The following is an 18538-nucleotide window of genomic DNA, read 5'->3' as shown; positions in this document are numbered from 1 at the left end:
AGGCGGGCTCATCGACTACGGAAGAATGCCAAGCACGCTAACATTCCTGCCAACAATTGTCAGGGCACCGCCGACCTAAAGTGGGCAGGCAAGCTCCCACATTGAATCGGTGTTGCGTGAGAGGACTCAGTTCGCCAACCGAGCGCCGCTGAGGCTGCCACTCAACTCATACGCCACCAACTCCGCCTGGTGCGCCGCCAGAATCTCCGGCAGCGAGCCGCGCAGGTATTCCACCCAGGTTTTGATCTTCGCATCGAGGTACTGGCGCGACGGGTAGATGGCGTACAGGTTCAACTCCTGGGAGCGGTAATTGGGCATCACCCGCACCAGGGTGCCGTTGCGCAAGCCCTCGATGGCCGCATACACCGGCAGCAAGCCGATGCCCATGCCGCTGGTGATCGCGGTTTTCATCGCATCGGCCGAGTTCACCAGAAACGGTGAGGTGTTGATCGCCACGCTTTCCTGGCCTTCGGGGCCGTTGAAGGTCCACTTGTCCAGCTGGATCACCGGGCTGACCAGGCGCAGGCAGGCATGGTTGAGCAGGTCATGGGGGCGATGCGCGCAGCCCTTGGCCTTGACGTAATCCGGCGAGGCGCAGGCGATGCTGTAGGTGATGCCCAGGCGCTGCGACACGAAACCCGAGTCCGGCAGCTCGCTGGCGAGCACGATCGACACGTCATAGCCCTCGTCGAGCAAGTCCGGCACGCGGTTGGCCAGGGTCAGGTCGAAGGTCACGTCCGGGTGGGTACGGCGGTAGCGGGCGATGGCGTCAATCACGAAATGCTGGCCGATGCCGGTCATGGTGTGCACTTTCAGCTGCCCGGAAGGGCGCGCGTGGGCGTCGCTGGCTTCGGCCTCGGCTTCTTCGACGTAGGCCAGGATCTGCTCGCAGCGCAACAAATAACGCTTTCCGGCTTCGGTCAGCGCAATGCGGCGGGTGGTGCGGTTGAGCAAGCGGGTTTGCAGATGGGCCTCAAGGTTGGAGACCGCGCGCGACACGTTGGCCGTGGTGGTATCCAGTTGCACGGCGGCGGCGGTGAAGCTGCCAGCTTCGGCCACGCAACTGAAGGCGCGCATGTTTTGCAAAGTGTCCATGGAGTGTTCTCAAGGGAGATAACAAATTGTGACAGAAAGTTACGCCGTCCAGTGATCCCTACCAACGGATTATCGCTGGAACGGTAACAAAGATTCACAGGAATACCAGCTTATCGTCTCTCATGGCGCCGCCTAGAATTGCGCCACCTCCCTCGCACCACCACCTCAGGAATTCGCTTGCCGTGCCGCGTCGCATCAGCAGAGAGCTGAAGACTCTCATTAACAGAGGGCTGAAGGCTCTCAGTGTTTGCGCTTTATCGTTAGCAATCAGCGGCTGCATCGGAACCGGAGGAATCGCCCCCCAAGGCCAGTCCCTCAACGTCAACAACCTGGCCGCCGACGAAGCGATCCAGAGTGCCGCCAAGGATGCTCATTTTCCCACCGCGCAATGGTGGCAGGCCTACGGCGACCCTCAACTCAACCGCTGGGTCGGCCTCGCCACTCAAAACAACCCGAGCATGGCCATGGCCGCCGCACGCGTACGTGAAGCAAGGGCGATGGCCGGGATTGCCGAGTCAGCCGAGTCGTTGCAGGTCAACAGTGACACCACCCTCAAGCGCCACAACTGGCCGAAGGATCAGTTCTATGGCCCAGGTGAATTGAGTGGCGCCAACACCTGGGACAATAATTCGTCCCTCGGCCTGAGCTATGCCCTCGATCTCTGGGGCCGCGAAAGCAATACCACCGAGCGTGCCGTCGACCTGGCGCATGTGAGCGCCGCCGAAGCACGCCAGGCCCAGCTCGAACTGCAAAATAACGTGGTGCGCGCCTATATCCAGCTGTCATTGCACTACGCCAATCGCGATATCGTCGCGGCCACCCTGGCGCAACAGCAGCAGATTCTCGACCTGGCCAACAAACGCCTGAACGCCGGGATCGGCACGCACTTCGACGTCAGCCAGGCTGAAACCCCGCTGCCGGAAACCCACCGCCAACTTGACGCCCTGGACGAAGAAATTGCCCTGAGCCGTAACCAGCTGGCGGCATTGGCGGGCAAAGGCCCGGGGGAGGGCGTGCAATTGCAACGCCCGACACTGTCCCTGGCCGCACCGCTGACATTACCCTCAAGCCTGCCCGCGCAATTGCTCGGCCAACGCCCGGATGTGGTCGCCAGCCGCTGGCAGGTTGCGGCCCAGGCGCGTGGTATCGATGTGGCCCGCGCCGGCTTTTATCCCAACGTGGACCTGCTCGGCAGCCTCGGCTACGTGGCCACCGGCGGCGGCATGCTAGCGTTCCTGGCGGGCAAGAAATTCAACTACAACGTTGGCCCGGCGATCACCTTGCCGATCTTCGACGGCGGTCGCTTGCGTGCGCAACTGGGTGAGGCCAGTGCCGGTTATGACATCGCGGTGGCGCGCTATAACCAAACCCTGGTGAATGCGCTCAAAGCCATCAGCGATCAATTGATCCGCCGTGAATCGATGGATAAGCAATCCTCTTTCGCCGCGCAATCGGTGGCGTCGGCGCAAAAGACCTACGACATCGCGATGATCGCCTACCAGCGCGGCCTCACCGATTATCTCAATGTGCTCAATGCCCAGACTTTGCTGTTCCGCCAGCAGCAGATTGAGCAACAAGTACTGGCCGCACGCCTGACCACCCATGCCGAACTGGTGACCGCCCTGGGCGGCGGTATCAAGGCCGGCGACGACGTACCGCCAGATACCAAGACCCTCCCGAGCAAGACCCCGGCGGCGCTCGCCGTGTTTGATCACTGAGTAGGATTAGATGACCCCCTTGCCTGCACCGCTGCGCTGGCTGCATTCCCTTGAGTGGCGCCGTGGTTTTTTCGACTGGGCACGCAGCGACGGTGTGACCTGGGTGTATATCTTTAAGGTGCTGATCGCCGCGTTCCTCACGCTGTGGTTGGCCATGCGCCTGGAGCTGCCGCAACCGCGCACGGCAATGATCACCGTGTTTATCGTGATGCAACCGCAGAGCGGCCAGGTGTTTGCCAAGAGTTTCTACCGCTTCCTTGGCACCCTGGCGGGGTCGGCGGTGATGGTGTTGTTGATTGCCCTGTTTGCGCAGAACACCGAGTTGTTTCTCGGCGCGCTGGCGATCTGGGTCGGCGTCTGCACCGCGGGTGCGACGCGCAACCGTAACTTTCGCGCCTACGGGTTTGTACTGGCCGGCTACACGGCGGCGATGGTCGGCTTGCCAGCCCTGGCCCACCCGGACGGCGCCTTTATGGCGGCGGTGTGGCGCGTGCTGGAAATCTCCTTGGGGATTTTGTGTTCCGCGCTGGTCAGCGCGGCGATCCTGCCGCAAACAAGCAGCGCCGCCATGCGCAACGCCTTGTACCAACGTTTTGGCGTGTTCGCGCTGTTTGTCACCGATGGCCTGCGCGGGCGCAGTGAACGCGACGGTTTCGAGGCCAGCAATGTACGCTTTATCGCCGAAGCGATCGGCCTGGAAGGGCTGCGCAGTCTCACCGTGTTTGAAGACCCGCACATGCGCCGGCGCAATGGTCGGCTGAGCCGCCTCAACAGCGAATTCATGAGTATCACCACGCGGTTCAACGCCTTGCACCAGTTGCTTGAACGCCTACGCACCGACGAGGCGGACCACGTGGTAGCGGCAATCAAACCCGGCCTGCAGGATCTTGCCGAAGTGCTCGACGGTTTCTCCGGTCGCGCACTCACCAGCCCTGACGCGGCGCGCCTGGTTAACCAATTGAGCGCCTACAAGGACGGCCTGCCCGCCAAGGTCCGCAGCCTGCGCGCGACCTTCCAGGAACAGAGCCCCAGCGAAGCCGAACAGCTGGATTTTCATACCGCCTACGAGCTGCTTTACCGCTTTGTCGATGACCTGCACAACTACGCGCAAACCCACGCCTCCCTCGCGGATCACAGCCATGCGCGCGAGCAGTGGGACGAAACCTTCATACCGAAAACCAATTGGCTGGCCTGCGCCGCCTCGGGGATTCGTGCGTCATTCATCTTGATCGTGCTCGGCAGCTATTGGGTCGCCACCGCCTGGCCCAGCGGCGCAACCATGACCTTAATCGCGGCGGCCACCGTCGGCTTGTCCGCCGCCACACCCAACCCCAAGCGCATGGCATTCCAGATGGCGTGCGGCACCTTGATCGGTGCGCTGGTGGGTTTTGTCGAAATGTTCTTCGTATTTCCCTTGATCGACGGCTTCCCGCTGCTCTGCGTGATGCTCGCCCCGGTGATCATCTTTGGCGCCTTCCTCGCTTCACGCCCGCAATACGCTGGCGTAGGCGTGGGCCTGCTGATCTTCTTCAGCACCGGCTCGGTGCCGGACAACCTCACGGTCTACAACCCCTACACCTTTATCAACGACTACATCGCCATGGTCATCGGCATGCTGGTGTGCGCGGCGGCGGGGGCGATCATCCTGCCGCCCAACAGTCGCTGGTTGTGGCGCCGCCTGGAGCAGGACCTGCGTGAGCAAGTGGTATACGCGATCAGCGGCAAGCTCAAGGGCCTGGCCTCGAGTTTCGAAAGCCGCACCCGCGACCTGCTGCACCAGGCCTATGGCCTGGCCGTCGGCCAGCCACACGTGCAGCGCGACCTGTTGCGCTGGATGTTCGTGGTGCTGGAAGTCGGCCACGCGATCATCGAGTTGCGCAAGGAACAGGCGATTTTGCCAGTGCACCCGGCGTACGCCGAATCCCAGCCCTGGCGCCAGGCGATCCGCGTGATGGGCCGCTCGCTGGTACGCCTGTTCCTGCAACCCAGCGCGAGCAACCTGGAGCGTGGCCTGATCGCTGTGGACCACGCGATCAGCCGCGTGCAGGCCACCGACGAACCCTTCGCCCCGCACTTTGACACCTCGGCCCTGCGCCGGGTGAAGAGCTATCTGCACTTTATCCGCACCTCGCTTTTGAACCCGCAATCACCACTGGCAGCCCTCGAAGGCGCCACGCAAGGATCTCCGCATGCCCCGTGAAATCGCCTTCCACGGCGTGTACATGCCGACCATGACCCTGATGTTTTTGATCGCGGCCGTGCTGGCCTGGGCGCTGGATCGCTTCCTGGCCGGGTTCGACCTGTACCGTTTTTTCTGGCACCCGGCGTTGCTGCGCCTGAGCCTGTTCGTTTGCCTGTTTGGCGCCCTGGCGCTGACCGTCTACCGTTGAGAATGCCCCGATGAAAAAGTTTTTCAGCCTGCTTGCGACCTTGCTGGTACTGGCCTTGGCGATCTGGATTGGCCGTACGCTGTGGGTGCATTACATGGAGACCCCGTGGACCCGCGACGGCCGCGTGCGTGCGGACATCATCAACGTGGCGGCTGACGTAACGGGTGAAGTGGTCGATGTGCCTGTACGTGATAACCAACGGGTAAAAAAGGGTGACCTGCTGATGCAGATCGACCCCGAGCACTACCGCATTGCGGTCAAGCAGGCGCAATCGCTGGTGGCGTCGCGCAAGGCCACCTGGGAGATGCGCAAGGTCAACGCCCATCGCCGAGCTGACCTGGATGCGCTGGTGATTTCCAAGGAAAACCGCGAAGACGCCAGCAACATCGCTGACTCGGCACTGGCGGATTACCAGCACGCGTTGGCGCAATTGGAAGCGGCCGAACTCAACCTGAAACGCACTCAAGTCGTGGCGGCGGTCGATGGTTATGTCACCAACCTGAATGTGCATCGCGGCGACTACGCCCGCATCGGCGAAGCCAAGATGGCGGTGGTGGATATGAACTCGTTCTGGGTCTACGGGTTCTTCGAAGAAACCAAACTGCCTCACGTCAACGTCGGTGACAAAGCCGACATGCAATTGATGAGCGGCGAGACCCTCAAGGGGCACGTAGAAAGCATCTCGCGCGGCATCTACGACCGTGACAACCCCGAAAGTCGCGAGCTGATTGCCGATGTGAACCCGACCTTCAATTGGGTGCGTTTGGCGCAGCGCGTGCCGGTGCGGATTCACATTGATGAAGTGCCGGAAGGGGTGTTGTTGGCGGCAGGCATTACCTGCACCGTGATTGTTCGAGAGTTGCAGGTCGATTGAGTCTGACTAATACGCGAGTGCTCTGGCCCTCACTTTGCGCCGGCGTCTGACGCGCAACATACCGACGAAGCGGCGATGGTTTTTTGTATTGAGCAACAGTAGGCAGAACAGAGATTGAAACAACGGAAATAGCGCGAACATAGTAACGCGGTGGTTGCCCAGGTAGTCTGCCGCCAGCAAAGCGTTCAGGGCGGCGGCGCCGACAAGTAGAACAGGCCCCAAGCGTAAGCCTGCCGCTACCAGGGTCAAACCAGCGCAAATTATCATTAACAACATCAGGCTCGCCGCTATCGAGTATTCGCTGGGGAGATAATTTATTCGGGAGTAATACGACAGGCTATGTGAAAGGTTGCCTGAGAGACTGACCAAGTTCATGGACACTGCGGTACCCACCGTAAAAGCAAAACGCTGGGTGTAACGACGCACTGTTTGAGGCGCCCGAGTGGGTTCGTTTTTACTGCTCATGGTTGTCAAACTCCTCATATAAGGCGATGACGATTTGGTTGATATTCCCAGAGAGGCTGCTGCCAGTTATCGCAATAACCGCCCCCACTTGATCGGCTAGTTGAATGAGAATATCCCGACGTAGTTGGGGATTGCTGAACCGCTTTGGACGCTTTCCAGCCAATTGCTTCAACCGGATCATTTCGCGAGCATGGCGGGGATTTGCAGGCGCAGAACTTCATGAGTCAGGTTTGCGCGTTCCTGTCGACTCATGCGTCTTAAAATGTCAGTGACGCTGCGGCCTGTGGTGTTTTTGATCGTCATGACGGTTTTTACCGTGACAAACGTCGTGCTGCCCGCGCCCACCAGCGAAATACCGTCCAAGGCTGAAGTCATTGCCTGGTAACAGCTCAGGCTGTCGTAATAATCGTTCTCTGCCGGGTTGGTAAGTTCTTTGTAGGTTCGCCACAGACCGTTGGCACATTGCACACCGCATGCAGCCGCGGCTGTATAAGCAATGTAAGTGATTGCAAGAGTGGAACCCGCACTTAGCGCAGCCGTCGCGATCCCTGCCTTGGCCACGATGATTCCAATCGCGGCCCCACTGCACGCCGGCGCCATTCCCGACGCCTCCTTCCACAGCTGAGACTCTCGCGGTGAACTTGCCGCCAGTTGCGCGTAGTCATCGGCGGTCATCAACACCCCGGCCACCTCCCGCAAAATCACCCGTTTGGGCTTGACGCCACATAACGGTAAAAACTCACGCAGCACCGTCACACGATAATCACTGCCGATATGCACCACCCCGGCCCCGACGATAGCCGGGTCGGCATCGATTGTTCGATAGAGCTTAGGCAAGTCCAGCTGACTGGTCAGTCGCTGGCGGGTCGTGGTGTGCGCATCCGGCGACCGCTTCGCAGGAAATCGCTGGGCATCCTTTCACCTGTGAGTAAACAGAGGTGAAAGAGCCTGGGGATTGGTTAGTTGTAATGCTGTCAGGCATTTCGCTGTTTTTTGTAGGACCCGGCCTGGCAGAGGGGGGGTTGCTGGCAGCGGGGATTACTTGCACGGTGATTGTCGGTGCAGTGCAAAAATGAAGAGGTGGGTCTAGGTAAATAGTGCTTTAAACCTGATTTTTCGTCGGCGCTTTACCCTGAGCATGCTGGTATAGCGGCGGTGGTTCTTTGAGTGGAGGACCAAGATGTAAAGCAGGGATGTGAACAAAGGGAATAAGTTGAACAGCGTCGCCGGGTGATTGGCCAGGTAGCTAATCGCGAGCCAGGTATTAACGATGGCGACGGGTGTGAGTATTCGGAATGCGTGACGCAAGCCTTCAAATAGCATTATCTGACCTGCTAAAAAAATCAGACAAAGTGCCATACCTGTCCCGAAAGAAAACTCAATCGGTAAATGATTGGCCTTTGCGTAATAAGACAAGCTAAGCGCCATGTTGATCGCTATGTTGTTCAGGCTCAGCAGCAGAGCACTGCCCCATGAGGGTAAGAACCGATAGGCGTAACGGCGCCAAATTCGATATTCACGGGAGGGGTCGACGCTATAAGTCATGGTCGGAAAACTCCTCATAGAGACCAATGACTATGTGATTGATATTTCCGGAATAGGTGCTGCCTCCAACGCTCAATGTCGCTCCAACCTGGTCTTTTATTTGAGTGAGAATGCCCAAACGCAATTGGGGGTTGCTGTAGCGTTTGGGTAGCTGCCCCGCCAGCTGCTTCAGGCGAAGCATTTCGCGGGGATGGCGAGGGTTCTGCAGTCGCAGCACTTCGGTCGTTAACTTTGCACGTTCCTGGCGACTCATGCGTCTCAAGATGTCTGTCGAATTACGCCCAGTCGCACGCTTGATGGCCATTACTGTTTTGACGGTAGCGAAGGTGGTGGTACCTGCCCCGACCAATGAAATGCCATCCAGGGCGACGGTCATTGCCTGGTACCAGCTTAGGCTGTCGTAATAGTCGTTTGTGGCGGGATTGGTCAATTCGTTGGCGACTCTCCATGAACCATTGACACACTGGAGGGCACTGGCAGTCGCAGCGCTGTAAGCGACGTAGCTTAATGCAAGGCTGGTACCCGCGCTGAAAGGCGCTGCTGCGATTCCTGATTTCGCAATGATGTAGCCAATTACGGCCCCTCCACAGGAGGTAGCCATCCCCGATGCCTCTCGCCATAGCTGCGATTCACGCGGCGAGCTTGCCGTCAGCTCCGCATAGTCATCGGCAGTCATTATCGGCCCAGCCACCTCCCGCAAAATCACCCGTTTGGGCTTGACGCCACATAACGGTAAAAACTCACGCAGCACCGTCACCTGATAATCACTGCCGATATGCACCACCCCGGCCCCGACGATAGCCGGATCGGCATCGAGTGTTCGATAGAGCTTAGGCAAGTCCAGCTGACTGGTCAGTCGCTGGCGGGTCGTGGTGTGCGCATCCGGCACACCGCTTCGCAAGAAATCGCTGGGCATCCTTTCACCTGTGAGTAAACAGAGGTGAAAGAGCCTGGGGATTGGTTAGTTGTAATGCTGTCAGGCATTTCGCTGTTTCTTGTAGGACCCGGCCTGGCAGTTACCTCATTGCGCTATAAAAGTCTCATGCAAATGCCGCCACAACAGCGCGCCGCTGGCTTGCTTCTCGAACACCACCGTGGCGCGGCGATCGGTCTGGGTGCCGCTGTCGTCGATCTGATGTTCACGATAAGTCACCGTGGCGCCACGTGCATGCCGGTCAATCCCGGTCATCTCGCTCAACGTGATCTTCAACCCTGGACGCATGCCGCCCAAACGGGTGAATAGCGCATTGACCCCGGCCGTATTGACCCGGGTACCGGTCGCCGGTGCAACCATGCTGAACGCCGGCGAGAAACGCGCGAGCAAACTCTGCAAAGTGCCCTCCGGCGCAACGCCGGCAAACCATTGCTCGATCTCGACATGGGTCTGGATCACTTCATCAAAAAAGTCGCTGTAGTCGATCATTACAAACTCCGCTCCAATCCAAAGCGCTTTTTCAAGACGCTCTCTAATAAACCTTTGGGCAGCAGTGCCGCCATCAACGGCAGCGCTCGGCTGCCATTGCCCGAACGCAACAGGCGTGGAGGCTGAGGTTGCTGCACGGCCTTGAGCACCTCGGCCGCGAACTCGCTGGCCGGCGTCGGCTTGTCCTGGGAGGCCTGGCTGCGCGCACGGATGTTGTCGCGCAACGGCCACCACGGCGACTGTTCATTGATCAACAGTTCGGCCTGGGCCCCGGCATTTTTTGCGAAGTGGGTGTTGATTGCGCCAGGCTGGACCTCCATCACGCGCACACCAAACGGTGCCAACTCCATACGCAGCGCATCGCTCAATGCATGCACGGCCGCTTTCGACGCGCAGTAGGCGCCTGCGAAAGGCGTTACCAGTACCCCGGAAACGCTGCCGATATTCACCACCAGGCCCTTACTGCGCCGTAGGGTTGGGAACAACGCCTGGGTCACGCCGACGATGGAGAACACGTTGGTCTCGAATTGGCGCTGCATTGCCTCGGTGCCGCCGTCAAGCAGCGGTCCCATGGCGCCATAGCCAGCGTTGTTGATCAGAACGTCCAGCTCTCCCAATTGCTCGGCCAGGTGCATCAAGGCGACCCGATCGTTGACGTCCAGTTCGACGGCATTGAAGCCAGCGGCGGCGAGAGCGGTGACATCTTCCGGGCGGCGGGCGCTGGCCCACACGGTGTAGCCAGCCGCTTTGAAAGTATCTGCCAGAGCACGGCCAATGCCGCTTGAACATCCGGTGATGAGTACGTTGGGCATGGGTCAGTCCTTTGTCAGTCCGAGAAACTGCCTTGCAGGTGCTCGGCACGAAATGCCAGGGTTTGCGGGCGGTAGCCGGGGCGCAAAGGCGGTGTGGGCAGGCAATCGTCCCAGGTGGCGCCGGCCTGCAACTCACCAGGGCCGCGATAGCGCGGGGCGGCGTAGACATTGTCGGCGAGGTTGACCGTGTCGCCCGGCGCATAAGCGGCGACGCGCCAGCGCAGTTCGGTGAGGGGCACGTCGTTGCCGTTGTTCAGGGTCAGTTTGAGCGGCCGGTCGGCCGGGCATTCTTCGGCGGCGTAGGCAATACGTAATTCCAGGCGGGCCAATTGCGACGCTTCTCGATTGTCCAGCCATACCACCCAAACGGCGACCAAACCCAGGCCGACGGCGGCAGCCAACGACACCGGCAAGGCCTTGGCCGGGTAGCGCAGCAGCAGAATCAACCAAGTGACGATGAGCAGGACGCCGAAGAACATGATGACAACCTCATAAGCAGATAAAACATCCTACCTGCGGGGTGGCCTCGGTGCCTATCGCGGGTATCGGTTTTCGTTTACAGGGAACCTGATAACTCATTTTCTCCACAGAGCCAGCATAGGGAAATACCGACTGACCAGGAGGGTTATCAACCGCAGTCTGATTTAGTGAGAAAAACTATGATTGCAGCAGCCCTTCTTGTGCCGGCCGTCAGCACCGCCCTGGCGTCGGCGGTGACCTCTCTCATCACGGCTCAGCGAGCACCAGCGCCGAATACGGCTGGAGCGTCCAGGCAAACGAACGAAGAGCCGGGTTCACGCCCGTCTGGTCGTATGCAGAATCAGAAGCTTACAAACTTGGGGCAAACCTTGCTGCAAGCGCCTTCAGCAGATCTGCGCAACAGCGGTATGAACGCCCGGCACGCCAAGGGGTTTGGTATTGACATGGGCGGCATGGCCACCCAGGAGGCTGGGCAAAAACTGGCCACCAGCGGTGGGACGTTGTCCAAAGTCCTCGGCGCCGCGATGAGCGTGGGGGGCAAGGTTGTCCAGGAGTGTGATGCCGACACATTCGATCACGCCAGTCGCAGGTAACGGCAATCAAAACCCCGGATTGCGTCTGTTCAGCAGCCGCAAAGCACGACCCGGGTGTGTACGCATTTCCTTTGATACGGGAACCGGTTTCGAGCTTTTTCCCACAGAGTTTGAGCACGGAGTTGCGCGCTTAGCCATGAAGGAACTCAACCGTAGACTTACGAAGTGAGATGTTCTATGACCGTATTAAATACCCTTGCCCCTGTACCGACGCCTTTTGTTTCGCTGGCATCCACGCCAGCGCCTGCGGTGCTGGGAACACCCAATCAAGTGGTCAAGCAGGAGGTCAGCTCGAACGGGTTACCCCGTATGCAAAACCTGGGGCTTACGAATCTGCGCCAGACGCTTATGCAAGGCATCAGCAATCGCGTCAATTCGCATTTTTCAACGGCGCTTCACGTTAAAGATGATTCGAATAACGGCAAGGCCGCAGGGGCCGCCATAACGGTGGCAGGTGCGGCGATGCAGGGGGCTGGCGCGAGAATTGCGACCAGTGGTGGCGCAGGTGCGAAAGTTTTCGGAGGGGCTATGGTCTGGGGCGGTAGGACTATGGAGGAATATGGCAAGAACAAATATGAAGTGGCGGGCGCCAGCACTAACAATACGGGCAATTACAATGCCTATAGCCCGAATAACTGGGGCGGTCGCGCATAGGCTTGAACGGCCTGTGAACTAAAAAGCCCCCGCCCAACCGGCTGCGGATAGGGGACGCAGTCGGCTGGACGGGGGCTTCTTGTACGACTGTTTTACTGCGCGATAGTTTTCACCGACACGCCACGCTCAACTGGCGTCGAGCGGCCGTAGATATCTTCAAACCGCTCGATATCGTCTTCGCCCAAATAGCTGCCCGATTGCACTTCGATGATCTCCAACGGGATCTTGCCTGGGTTGCGCAGGCGATGCACCGAGGCGATCGGGATGTAGGTGGACTGGTTTTCGGTGAGCAGGAACACGTTCTCGTCACAGGTGACTTCGGCCGTGCCGCTGACCACGATCCAGTGTTCGGCGCGGTGGTGGTGCATTTGCAGCGAGAGGCACGCGCCCGGCTTGACCGAAATGTGTTTGACCTGGAAGCGGCCGCCCATGTCCACCGAGTCGTAGGAGCCCCACGGGCGATAGACTTCACAGTGGTTCTGGGTTTCAGTGCGGCCCTGGTCGTTCAGGGTGTTGACCATCTGCTTGACGCCCTGGACCTTGTCCTTGTGGGCAATCATCATCGCGTCCTTGGTTTCAACGACCACGATGTTGTCCAGACCAATCACCGACACCAGTTTGCCGTTGCCGTGGATCATGCAGTTGCGGCTGTCCTGGATCACCACGTCGCCTTTGCTGACGTTGCCGTGGATGTCTTTGTCGTTGACAGCCCACAGCGACGCCCAGCAACCCACGTCGCTCCAGCCGGCGCTCAGCGGCACCACGCAGGCGCGCTGGGTTTTTTCCATCACGGCGTAGTCGATGGAGTTGTCCGGGCAGCAGGCGAAAGTGGCTTCGTCTAAGGACACGGTGTCGGCATCTTGCTCGCTGCGTTCCAGGGTCAGCACGCAGGTGTCGTAGATGTCCGGATCGTGCTTTTTCAGCTCTTCAAGGAAGCGGCTGGCGCGGAACAGGAACATGCCGCTGTTCCAGAAGTAACCGCCGCTTTTGACGAACTCGACGGCACGTTTTTCATCGGGTTTTTCCACGAACTGTTGCACGCGGCTCACGCCTTCGGGCAGTAGCGAATCGGCGGTGGACTTGATGTAGCCATAACCGGTTTCCGGACGGGTCGCCGGCACGCCGAACAACACCATCTCACCACGCTCGGCGGCTACGGTGGCCAGGGCCAGCGCACGTTGCAGGGCTTTCTGGTCGTCGATCACGTGGTCGGCCGGCAGCACCAGCATCAGCTCGTCGCGGCCTTCGTTGACCAGCATCATCGCGGTGAGAGCCACGGCCGGCGCAGTGTTGCGACCGAACGGTTCCATCAGGATGCGCTGGCATTCCAGCTTACGGGTCGCCAGTTGTTCGTTGACGATAAAGCGGTGGTCCTTGTTGCAGACCACGATCGGGGCGTCCATGCCTTCAAACACCAGGCGTTCCAGGGTTTGCTGGAACAGCGTGTGTTCGCCGGTCAGCGCCAGGAATTGTTTAGGGAACTGTTTACGGGAAAGCGGCCAAAGACGTGAGCCGCTACCACCGGAAAGGATTACTGGGATCATGTGTTTCTCCTTGAATCAATTTGGGTCAGAGCTACGAAGGTTTGTCGTTTCACTCTTGTTTTTGTCTCGGTCCGACCAGACTCCTCGGTGCCTGTGGGCGCCGGGCTTGCCCGCGGTGCGAACGACTCGGTTTGTCAGTTACACCGAGGTGATGCCATCGCAGGCAAGCCAGCTCCCACAGGGGAACGGAGTCAGGTCGAAAAATTGATCAGCGGGTCGACACTGGGCGTTTCACCCAGACTGGTGACAGGCTCGAACCGGAACCCGTAACGTACAGCACGGCGGCTTCACCGCGCTCCAGCGTAACTGGCTTCAGGTCGCTGACTTTCTTGTCGCCGTCATACAAGGCCAGGCTCACTTTCACCGGGTTGATTTCGCGCTCGCCGCGGCCTTTGGCAGCCACGGTCTTGACCACGTCGGTCTTGCCGTCAGCGGTTTTCAGGGCCAGGGCCTTGTCGCTGAGGTTCTGCACGCGCACCAGGGACTTCTGCTTATTCTTGAACGGTGGTTCTTCGATCAGCTGTGGCTGGCCGCTGCCGTTGTTGACCAGGGTGTAGTAGTGGTCGGCGGCGAGTTTGACCGGTACGGTCTGGCTGCCCACCTTGGCGCTGTAGTCACCGCCCGGCATGAAGCTGAAATCACTGCTCGCCAGTGGCGCGACGTCGCTCAGGTTGGTGCTGCCAACGGTGGCGCTGACTTCTTGATTGGAGGCGTTGTAGACGCGCACGAAGCTTGAACCTTTCGGTGCGACGGGGCCGTACAAGGCGGCATCACCGGCGAAGGCCGACATCGAAGCGATGCTCATGCCAGCGGCGAGGGCCAAGGTTTTGGCGAGACGACGAGGAGTTGTAGTGAAAGTCATGTGAGTTACCTCTCTTTCAGTTTTGCGCCCGGTCGGGCGTCTCGGATTTTTGATGTTTAACTGGGGTGTTCTGTGCCATGTCTTGTTGGCGCGTACCGGCTTGTTTAAGTTGCGCAACCCACTTGGGGTCGGCATCGCCGATTTCGTTGTTCACGGGCAGATAACGTTCAGGAAACTCCCAGATCAGCACCTGTGGCGGGCTGTTCTTGAAGTCATCGCTTTTGAGGTAGCTGAGCATCGGCAGGATCGGGCCATGGCCGTCTTCGGCGTAGCTGACTACGTCGCTGCCCAGGGCTTGCTTAAGGGCACCGACGAAGTTCCAGTTGGGGTTGGCGCTGTAGCTGGTGCCTACCAGTGCCACCGGGGTTTCGCTGTCGCTGAACAGCGCGTCGTCACCTTTGGTTTCGGCCAGGTGCGTGACGCGTTTTTCCAGCGGCTCTTTAGGTGGCATCAGGTTTTCGAACAGCGGGTCCAGGGGCAGGAACAGGCGCAGGTCGCCTTTGTGCGGCTCGGTTTTCTCAGCTTCGGTGACAAAGCGTTGTGGCTCGCCGCTCAGCGGGGTCTTTTCGGTAATCGTCTTGGCCAACTGCTTGGCGGCAATTTCAGCACCGTCCGGCGTCCAGTGAGTGTCGGTGCGCAGGAACACTTGCTTGCCAGCGAGCTTGGCCTGTTGCAGTGGGCCAAGCAGGTCGGGGGCGATGATCTTGTCGGCGGCGACACGGGCGTGGAAGTCCTGGTACAGGTTGGCGTGGATGCTGGCCGGTTTCACCTCACCCAAGTGTTCCGGGTACAGGCGCACCTTGGCCGGCACGATCGCCATCACCAGTTGAATGCCCTGCGCCTTAAGCTTCTGGCGTACGCCTTCGACCAGCGCGTAGTTGCCTTCAAGGTTCTGGTCTTCGTTGACGGTGGGGTTGAACTCCTCGTCGCTGTACAACCAGTGATCGCGACCCAGTACCACGCCAGGGCGACCTTCATTGAACAGCTTATAGTCCAGCGCTGCCCACAGGTTGGTGCCCAGGCGTTTGATCGGGAACTCTTCGTCGTAGTGTGTCTCGACAGCCTTGGTCCAACGGCCGTTGAGCACGGTCGCGTCGGCATTGGTGCTGAATCCGAAGAAACTGCGCAGCGACCAGGCACCCAGGGCCAGCAGCAGCACCAGGAACAGGCCGATATAGAGGACGCGTAATGAACGGGTCATGGTCGGCTCCCTCAGAATTGGAAGTAAAGGAACGGCGAGAAACTCTGCGCCGACAATTTGAGAATCGACGCCACGAACAACAGCAGCACCGCAGCGCGCATGGCGTAGCGTGGCCAGTCAGCGGTCCAGTAGGCCGGTTGCACGGCGGCATCTTGGCCCACGGTGAAACCGGGCTCGTGGATGCTGCCAGGGTTGTCGCCCGGTACGGCCTTGATCAGGCTCGGGTCGGCTGGCTTGGTCTTCTCGGCAGGGCGATTTGTGTAGAAGTCGCGCAGGCCAAAAAACGCCAGGGTTGCATAGGCCACCACCAGAGTTGCCACTTGCAGGCCGGTGAGGTTGGCGCGGTTGAGTTCCGACAGCGACCACTCGCCAAAGCTGAACATCGCACCGTACATGCGGCCGGCGACGTGCAGGTTCTCGGCGCGGAAGATCACCCAGCCCATTACCACCAGCAGGAAGGTAAAGGCCCACCGCACGGGGTTGAAGCTGCGCGGCGAGGTGTTGAGGCCGATGGCTTTTTCAATCGCCAGCCACATGCCGTGCCAGGCGCCCCACACGATGTAGGTGATGTTCGCACCGTGCCACAGGCCACCGAGCAACATGGTCAGGAACAGGTTGCGGTAGGTGGTCAGCGTGCCTTTACGGTTGCCGCCCAGGGTGATGTACAGGTAGTCACGCAGCCAGGTGGAGAGGCTGATGTGCCAGCGACGCCAGAACTCGGTGATCGACTGGCTGATGTACGGCTGCTTGAAGTTTTCCATGAAGCGGAAACCCATCATCAAGCCCAAACCAATCGCCATGTCGCTGTAGCCGGAGAAGTCGAAGTACAGCTGTGCGGTGTAGGCCAGCGCGCCGAGCCAGGCATCGCCCGTTGTCGGGTTTTGCAGGGCGAAGCAATGATCGGCCACCACCGCCAGGGTGTCGGCGATGAAGACCTTCTTGATGAAACCCTGCATGAACCGCGTGCAGCCCTCGGAGAACTTGTCGAGGGTGTGGGTGCGGTTGTTGAACTGGTCGGCCAGGTCGCGAAAGCGCAACACAGGGCCGGCAATCAAGTGCGGGAAGATCGCCACGAACGCTGCAAAGTCGATGAGGTTGCGCGTGGCCGGGGTGTCGCCGCGATACACGTCGATGATGTAGCTGATGGACTCGAAGATGTAGAACGAGATACCGATCGGCAACAACACGTGGGTCAGGATAAACGGCTCCAGGCCCGCCGACTTCATCATCACATTGATGCTGTCGACGCCGAAGTTGGCGTACTTGAAGTAGCCGAGGATGCACAGGTCGACCACCACGCCCAGCAGCAGCCAGCGCTGGGCCGGCTTGGTGCGCACGCCTGCCGCACCGACCTTGAGGCCGATCCAGTAGTTCCACAGCGTCACCGCTGCGAACAGCGCCAGGAAGTCCACTCGCCACCAGGCGTAGAACACGTAGCTGGCCAGTAGCAGCAGCAGGTTGCGATAGCGTTGCCCGCTCAAGTAATACAAACCGAGAAAGATCGGCAAGAACAGAAACAGGAACACATTGGACGAGAAAACCATCCCGATCTCTCCATGTTTAACAGACAGTCAAGGGCCAGAGCCCCCCCAAACCCCCCCACGAAATTCGGGGGAGGGCGGTACAACAATTTCACTGTCGGAACTGGGTCAGTGTGGGAGCTGGCTTGCCTGCGATAGCGGTGTGTCAGACGACATCAATGTTGCATGTCATATAGCTATCGCGGGCAAGCCCGTTCCCACAGGGGACCGAGTCCGGTCAGGAACCTTTGTCGCCTTTCTCATGCGCCGGGTCGTACACCTTGGTCAGGTCGCCCCCGAGGCGGAACGTCTTGAACGGCTGCATCCCGTGTTTGCGCGCGATCACATCCGGCGCGCAGGTGTAGAGGGTGCAGAACGGCTCAAGCCAGGCATATTTCATGTCTTCCTTGAGGTCCTTCATGTCTTGCTCTTGGCCATTCTTCTGCTCGAAGATTTCCGGGTCTTTCACCCCGGCCAGCACTTTGTCGCCCAGGCGCTTGAGCGCGCTGTTGTTTTCCTGGCGCAGATCAACACCGTTGACCAGGGCAAAACTGGCGATCATTGACAGCGGCGGCAGGGCGTAGTTGTGGTACGACAAGGCGCGTTGCTGGCGTTTCAATTCGTTCGGCAAGAAGCCTTGGTCATCGACCTGGTTGACGCCGACCTTGTATTCCTTGACAGCCCAATCAAACAGGTCGCGGCGGTTGGTGGCGACGGACGTTGCCATCACCGACCAGGCGGCCCAGTAGGAGTGGTTGTTGGTTTTTTCCAGGGGCAGGTTGTCCCAGTCGCTGACTACCTGATCGGCCAGTTTGTTGAACCAGGCTTCGATCAGTTGCGATTCCTGCTGGTGGTTGGCCAGCGGGTGCGAGTCGGAGAACTTCAGGCGCACATAGGCCGAGGCCATGCTGCCCAGCGCCCACTTGCGCATGGATTTGCCGGTGTGGTTGAAGTCCTTGGACATCAATGCATCGGCCTTGGCCCACGATACCAGCCAGTTCAGGGTGCATTCGAGTTGCTCGGGGCGACCGTCGCGCATGAACTGCATCACGCGTTTGCTGGTGTCTTTTTCCAGCTTGGTGATGTCGGCAGTGCTGTCGCGGAAGGCTTTTTCGGATTGCACATTCAGCGTGGAACGCGCCTTGTCGGAGCCTTCGTACTTGCTGCGAAACTGCAACGGCCCGGTGTACGGCGTCGGCATGGTGTCGCAGTTTTTCTTGAAATCGCCAGTCTTGAACGCTTCAATCGGTGCGAAATAGCCTTGTGGTGGACGCAGGGGTGCCGCGGCGTTGACGGAGCCTGCGAACATCGCCAGGCCCAGTAACGTAGGGATCAATAACTTCTGCATAGGTAACCTCATTG

The 18538-nt window shown here is 59.5% G+C and carries 19 protein-coding genes; 6 read left to right on the top strand and 13 right to left on the bottom strand.

Annotation, left to right across the window (positions count from 1 at the left end; all coding sequences use genetic code 11):
* Nucleotides 1-126: 126 nt before the first annotated feature.
* Nucleotides 127-1095: a LysR family transcriptional regulator gene (locus tag AACY30_RS05425; protein ID WP_186688424.1), complete on the bottom strand. Its 969-nt coding sequence runs from the start codon at nucleotides 1093-1095 to the stop codon at nucleotides 127-129.
* A gap of 182 nt (nucleotides 1096-1277) precedes the next feature.
* On the opposite strand from AACY30_RS05425, the gene AACY30_RS05420 reads away from it, so the two are divergent.
* The 4 genes from AACY30_RS05420 to AACY30_RS05405 are packed head-to-tail and all read left to right on the top strand — an operon-like array spanning nucleotide 1278 to nucleotide 6077.
* Complete coding sequence (locus AACY30_RS05420; RefSeq protein WP_339539971.1) at nucleotides 1278-2813, top strand: efflux transporter outer membrane subunit; 1536 nt, start codon at nucleotides 1278-1280, stop codon at nucleotides 2811-2813.
* Nucleotides 2814-2823: 10 nt separating this feature from the next.
* Entirely contained in the window at nucleotides 2824-5013 is a 2190-nt protein-coding gene (locus AACY30_RS05415) for an FUSC family protein (RefSeq protein WP_339539970.1), read from the top strand.
* Entirely contained in the window at nucleotides 5003-5203 is a 201-nt protein-coding gene (locus AACY30_RS05410) for a DUF1656 domain-containing protein (protein ID WP_012722318.1), read from the top strand. The genes AACY30_RS05415 and AACY30_RS05410 overlap by 11 nt, the downstream gene beginning before the upstream one ends.
* A 10-nt stretch (nucleotides 5204-5213) precedes the next feature.
* Nucleotides 5214-6077: an HlyD family secretion protein gene (locus AACY30_RS05405; RefSeq protein WP_339539969.1), complete on the top strand. Its 864-nt coding sequence runs from the start codon at nucleotides 5214-5216 to the stop codon at nucleotides 6075-6077.
* A 6-nt stretch (nucleotides 6078-6083) separates the two neighbouring features.
* Here the strand turns inward: AACY30_RS05405 and AACY30_RS05400 are convergent, their stop codons facing one another.
* The 7 genes from AACY30_RS05400 to AACY30_RS05370 form a co-directional block, all read right to left on the bottom strand.
* Nucleotides 6084-6542, bottom strand: coding sequence for a hypothetical protein (locus AACY30_RS05400; protein ID WP_339539968.1), 459 nt, complete (start codon nucleotides 6540-6542; stop codon nucleotides 6084-6086).
* Nucleotides 6543-6719: 177 nt separating this feature from the next.
* Nucleotides 6720-7379: an NAD synthetase gene (locus tag AACY30_RS05395; protein ID WP_339539967.1), complete on the bottom strand. Its 660-nt coding sequence runs from the start codon at nucleotides 7377-7379 to the stop codon at nucleotides 6720-6722.
* A gap of 249 nt (nucleotides 7380-7628) precedes the next feature.
* Nucleotides 7629-8087, bottom strand: a complete 459-nt coding sequence (locus AACY30_RS05390) for a hypothetical protein (RefSeq protein WP_339417637.1) — start codon at nucleotides 8085-8087, stop codon at nucleotides 7629-7631.
* Entirely contained in the window at nucleotides 8077-9003 is a 927-nt protein-coding gene (locus tag AACY30_RS05385; RefSeq protein WP_339539966.1) for an NAD synthetase, read from the bottom strand. Before AACY30_RS05385 ends, AACY30_RS05390 begins: the two co-directional genes overlap by 11 nt.
* Nucleotides 9004-9108: 105 nt before the next feature.
* Nucleotides 9109-9510 carry a DUF4440 domain-containing protein gene (locus tag AACY30_RS05380; protein ID WP_339417640.1) on the bottom strand — a complete coding sequence of 134 codons (402 nt, stop codon included), beginning with the start codon at nucleotides 9508-9510 and terminating at the stop codon, nucleotides 9109-9111.
* The gene (locus AACY30_RS05375) at nucleotides 9510-10322 is read right to left on the bottom strand and encodes an SDR family oxidoreductase (protein WP_339539965.1); all 813 of its coding nucleotides are present in this window, start codon (nucleotides 10320-10322) and stop codon (nucleotides 9510-9512) included. Before AACY30_RS05375 ends, AACY30_RS05380 begins: the two co-directional genes overlap by 1 nt.
* Before the next feature lie 14 nt (nucleotides 10323-10336).
* Nucleotides 10337-10801: a multidrug transporter gene (locus tag AACY30_RS05370; protein ID WP_339468544.1), complete on the bottom strand. Its 465-nt coding sequence runs from the start codon at nucleotides 10799-10801 to the stop codon at nucleotides 10337-10339.
* Nucleotides 10802-11158: 357 nt separating this feature from the next.
* On the opposite strand from AACY30_RS05370, the gene AACY30_RS05365 reads away from it, so the two are divergent.
* On the top strand, nucleotides 11159-11395 hold the full coding sequence (locus AACY30_RS05365) for a hypothetical protein (RefSeq protein WP_339539964.1): 237 nt from the start codon (nucleotides 11159-11161) through the stop codon (nucleotides 11393-11395).
* Nucleotides 11396-11572: 177 nt separating this feature from the next.
* Nucleotides 11573-12049, top strand: coding sequence for a hypothetical protein (locus tag AACY30_RS05360; RefSeq protein ID WP_339539963.1), 477 nt, complete (start codon nucleotides 11573-11575; stop codon nucleotides 12047-12049).
* Between the two features lie 92 nt (nucleotides 12050-12141).
* Here the strand turns inward: AACY30_RS05360 and AACY30_RS05355 are convergent, their stop codons facing one another.
* The 5 genes from AACY30_RS05355 to AACY30_RS05335 all read right to left on the bottom strand — a co-directional run bounded on the left by AACY30_RS05355 (nucleotide 12142) and on the right by AACY30_RS05335 (nucleotide 18524).
* Entirely contained in the window at nucleotides 12142-13593 is a 1452-nt protein-coding gene (locus AACY30_RS05355; protein ID WP_339417649.1) for a mannose-1-phosphate guanylyltransferase/mannose-6-phosphate isomerase, read from the bottom strand.
* Nucleotides 13594-13801: 208 nt separating this feature from the next.
* A complete protein-coding gene (locus AACY30_RS05350; protein WP_339468549.1) occupies nucleotides 13802-14455 on the bottom strand; it encodes an alginate O-acetyltransferase AlgF in 654 nt (217 codons plus the stop codon).
* 16 nt (nucleotides 14456-14471) lie between these two features.
* Nucleotides 14472-15656, bottom strand: a complete 1185-nt coding sequence (locus AACY30_RS05345; RefSeq protein WP_339468551.1) for an alginate O-acetyltransferase — start codon at nucleotides 15654-15656, stop codon at nucleotides 14472-14474.
* Nucleotides 15657-15667: 11 nt separating this feature from the next.
* Nucleotides 15668-17200, bottom strand: a complete 1533-nt coding sequence (locus tag AACY30_RS05340) for an MBOAT family O-acyltransferase (RefSeq protein WP_012722328.1) — start codon at nucleotides 17198-17200, stop codon at nucleotides 15668-15670.
* A gap of 214 nt (nucleotides 17201-17414) precedes the next feature.
* On the bottom strand, nucleotides 17415-18524 hold the full coding sequence (locus AACY30_RS05335; protein WP_339468552.1) for a mannuronate-specific alginate lyase: 1110 nt from the start codon (nucleotides 18522-18524) through the stop codon (nucleotides 17415-17417).
* Nucleotides 18525-18538 lie beyond the last annotated feature (14 nt).

This window comes from Pseudomonas sp. RA_5y_Pfl1_P24, from assembly GCF_963970945.1.
GTDB lineage: Bacteria > Pseudomonadota > Gammaproteobacteria > Pseudomonadales > Pseudomonadaceae > Aquipseudomonas > Aquipseudomonas tritici.
Note: the sequence above shows the minus strand (reverse complement) of the source record. Positions and strands in the feature narration are given on the sequence as shown.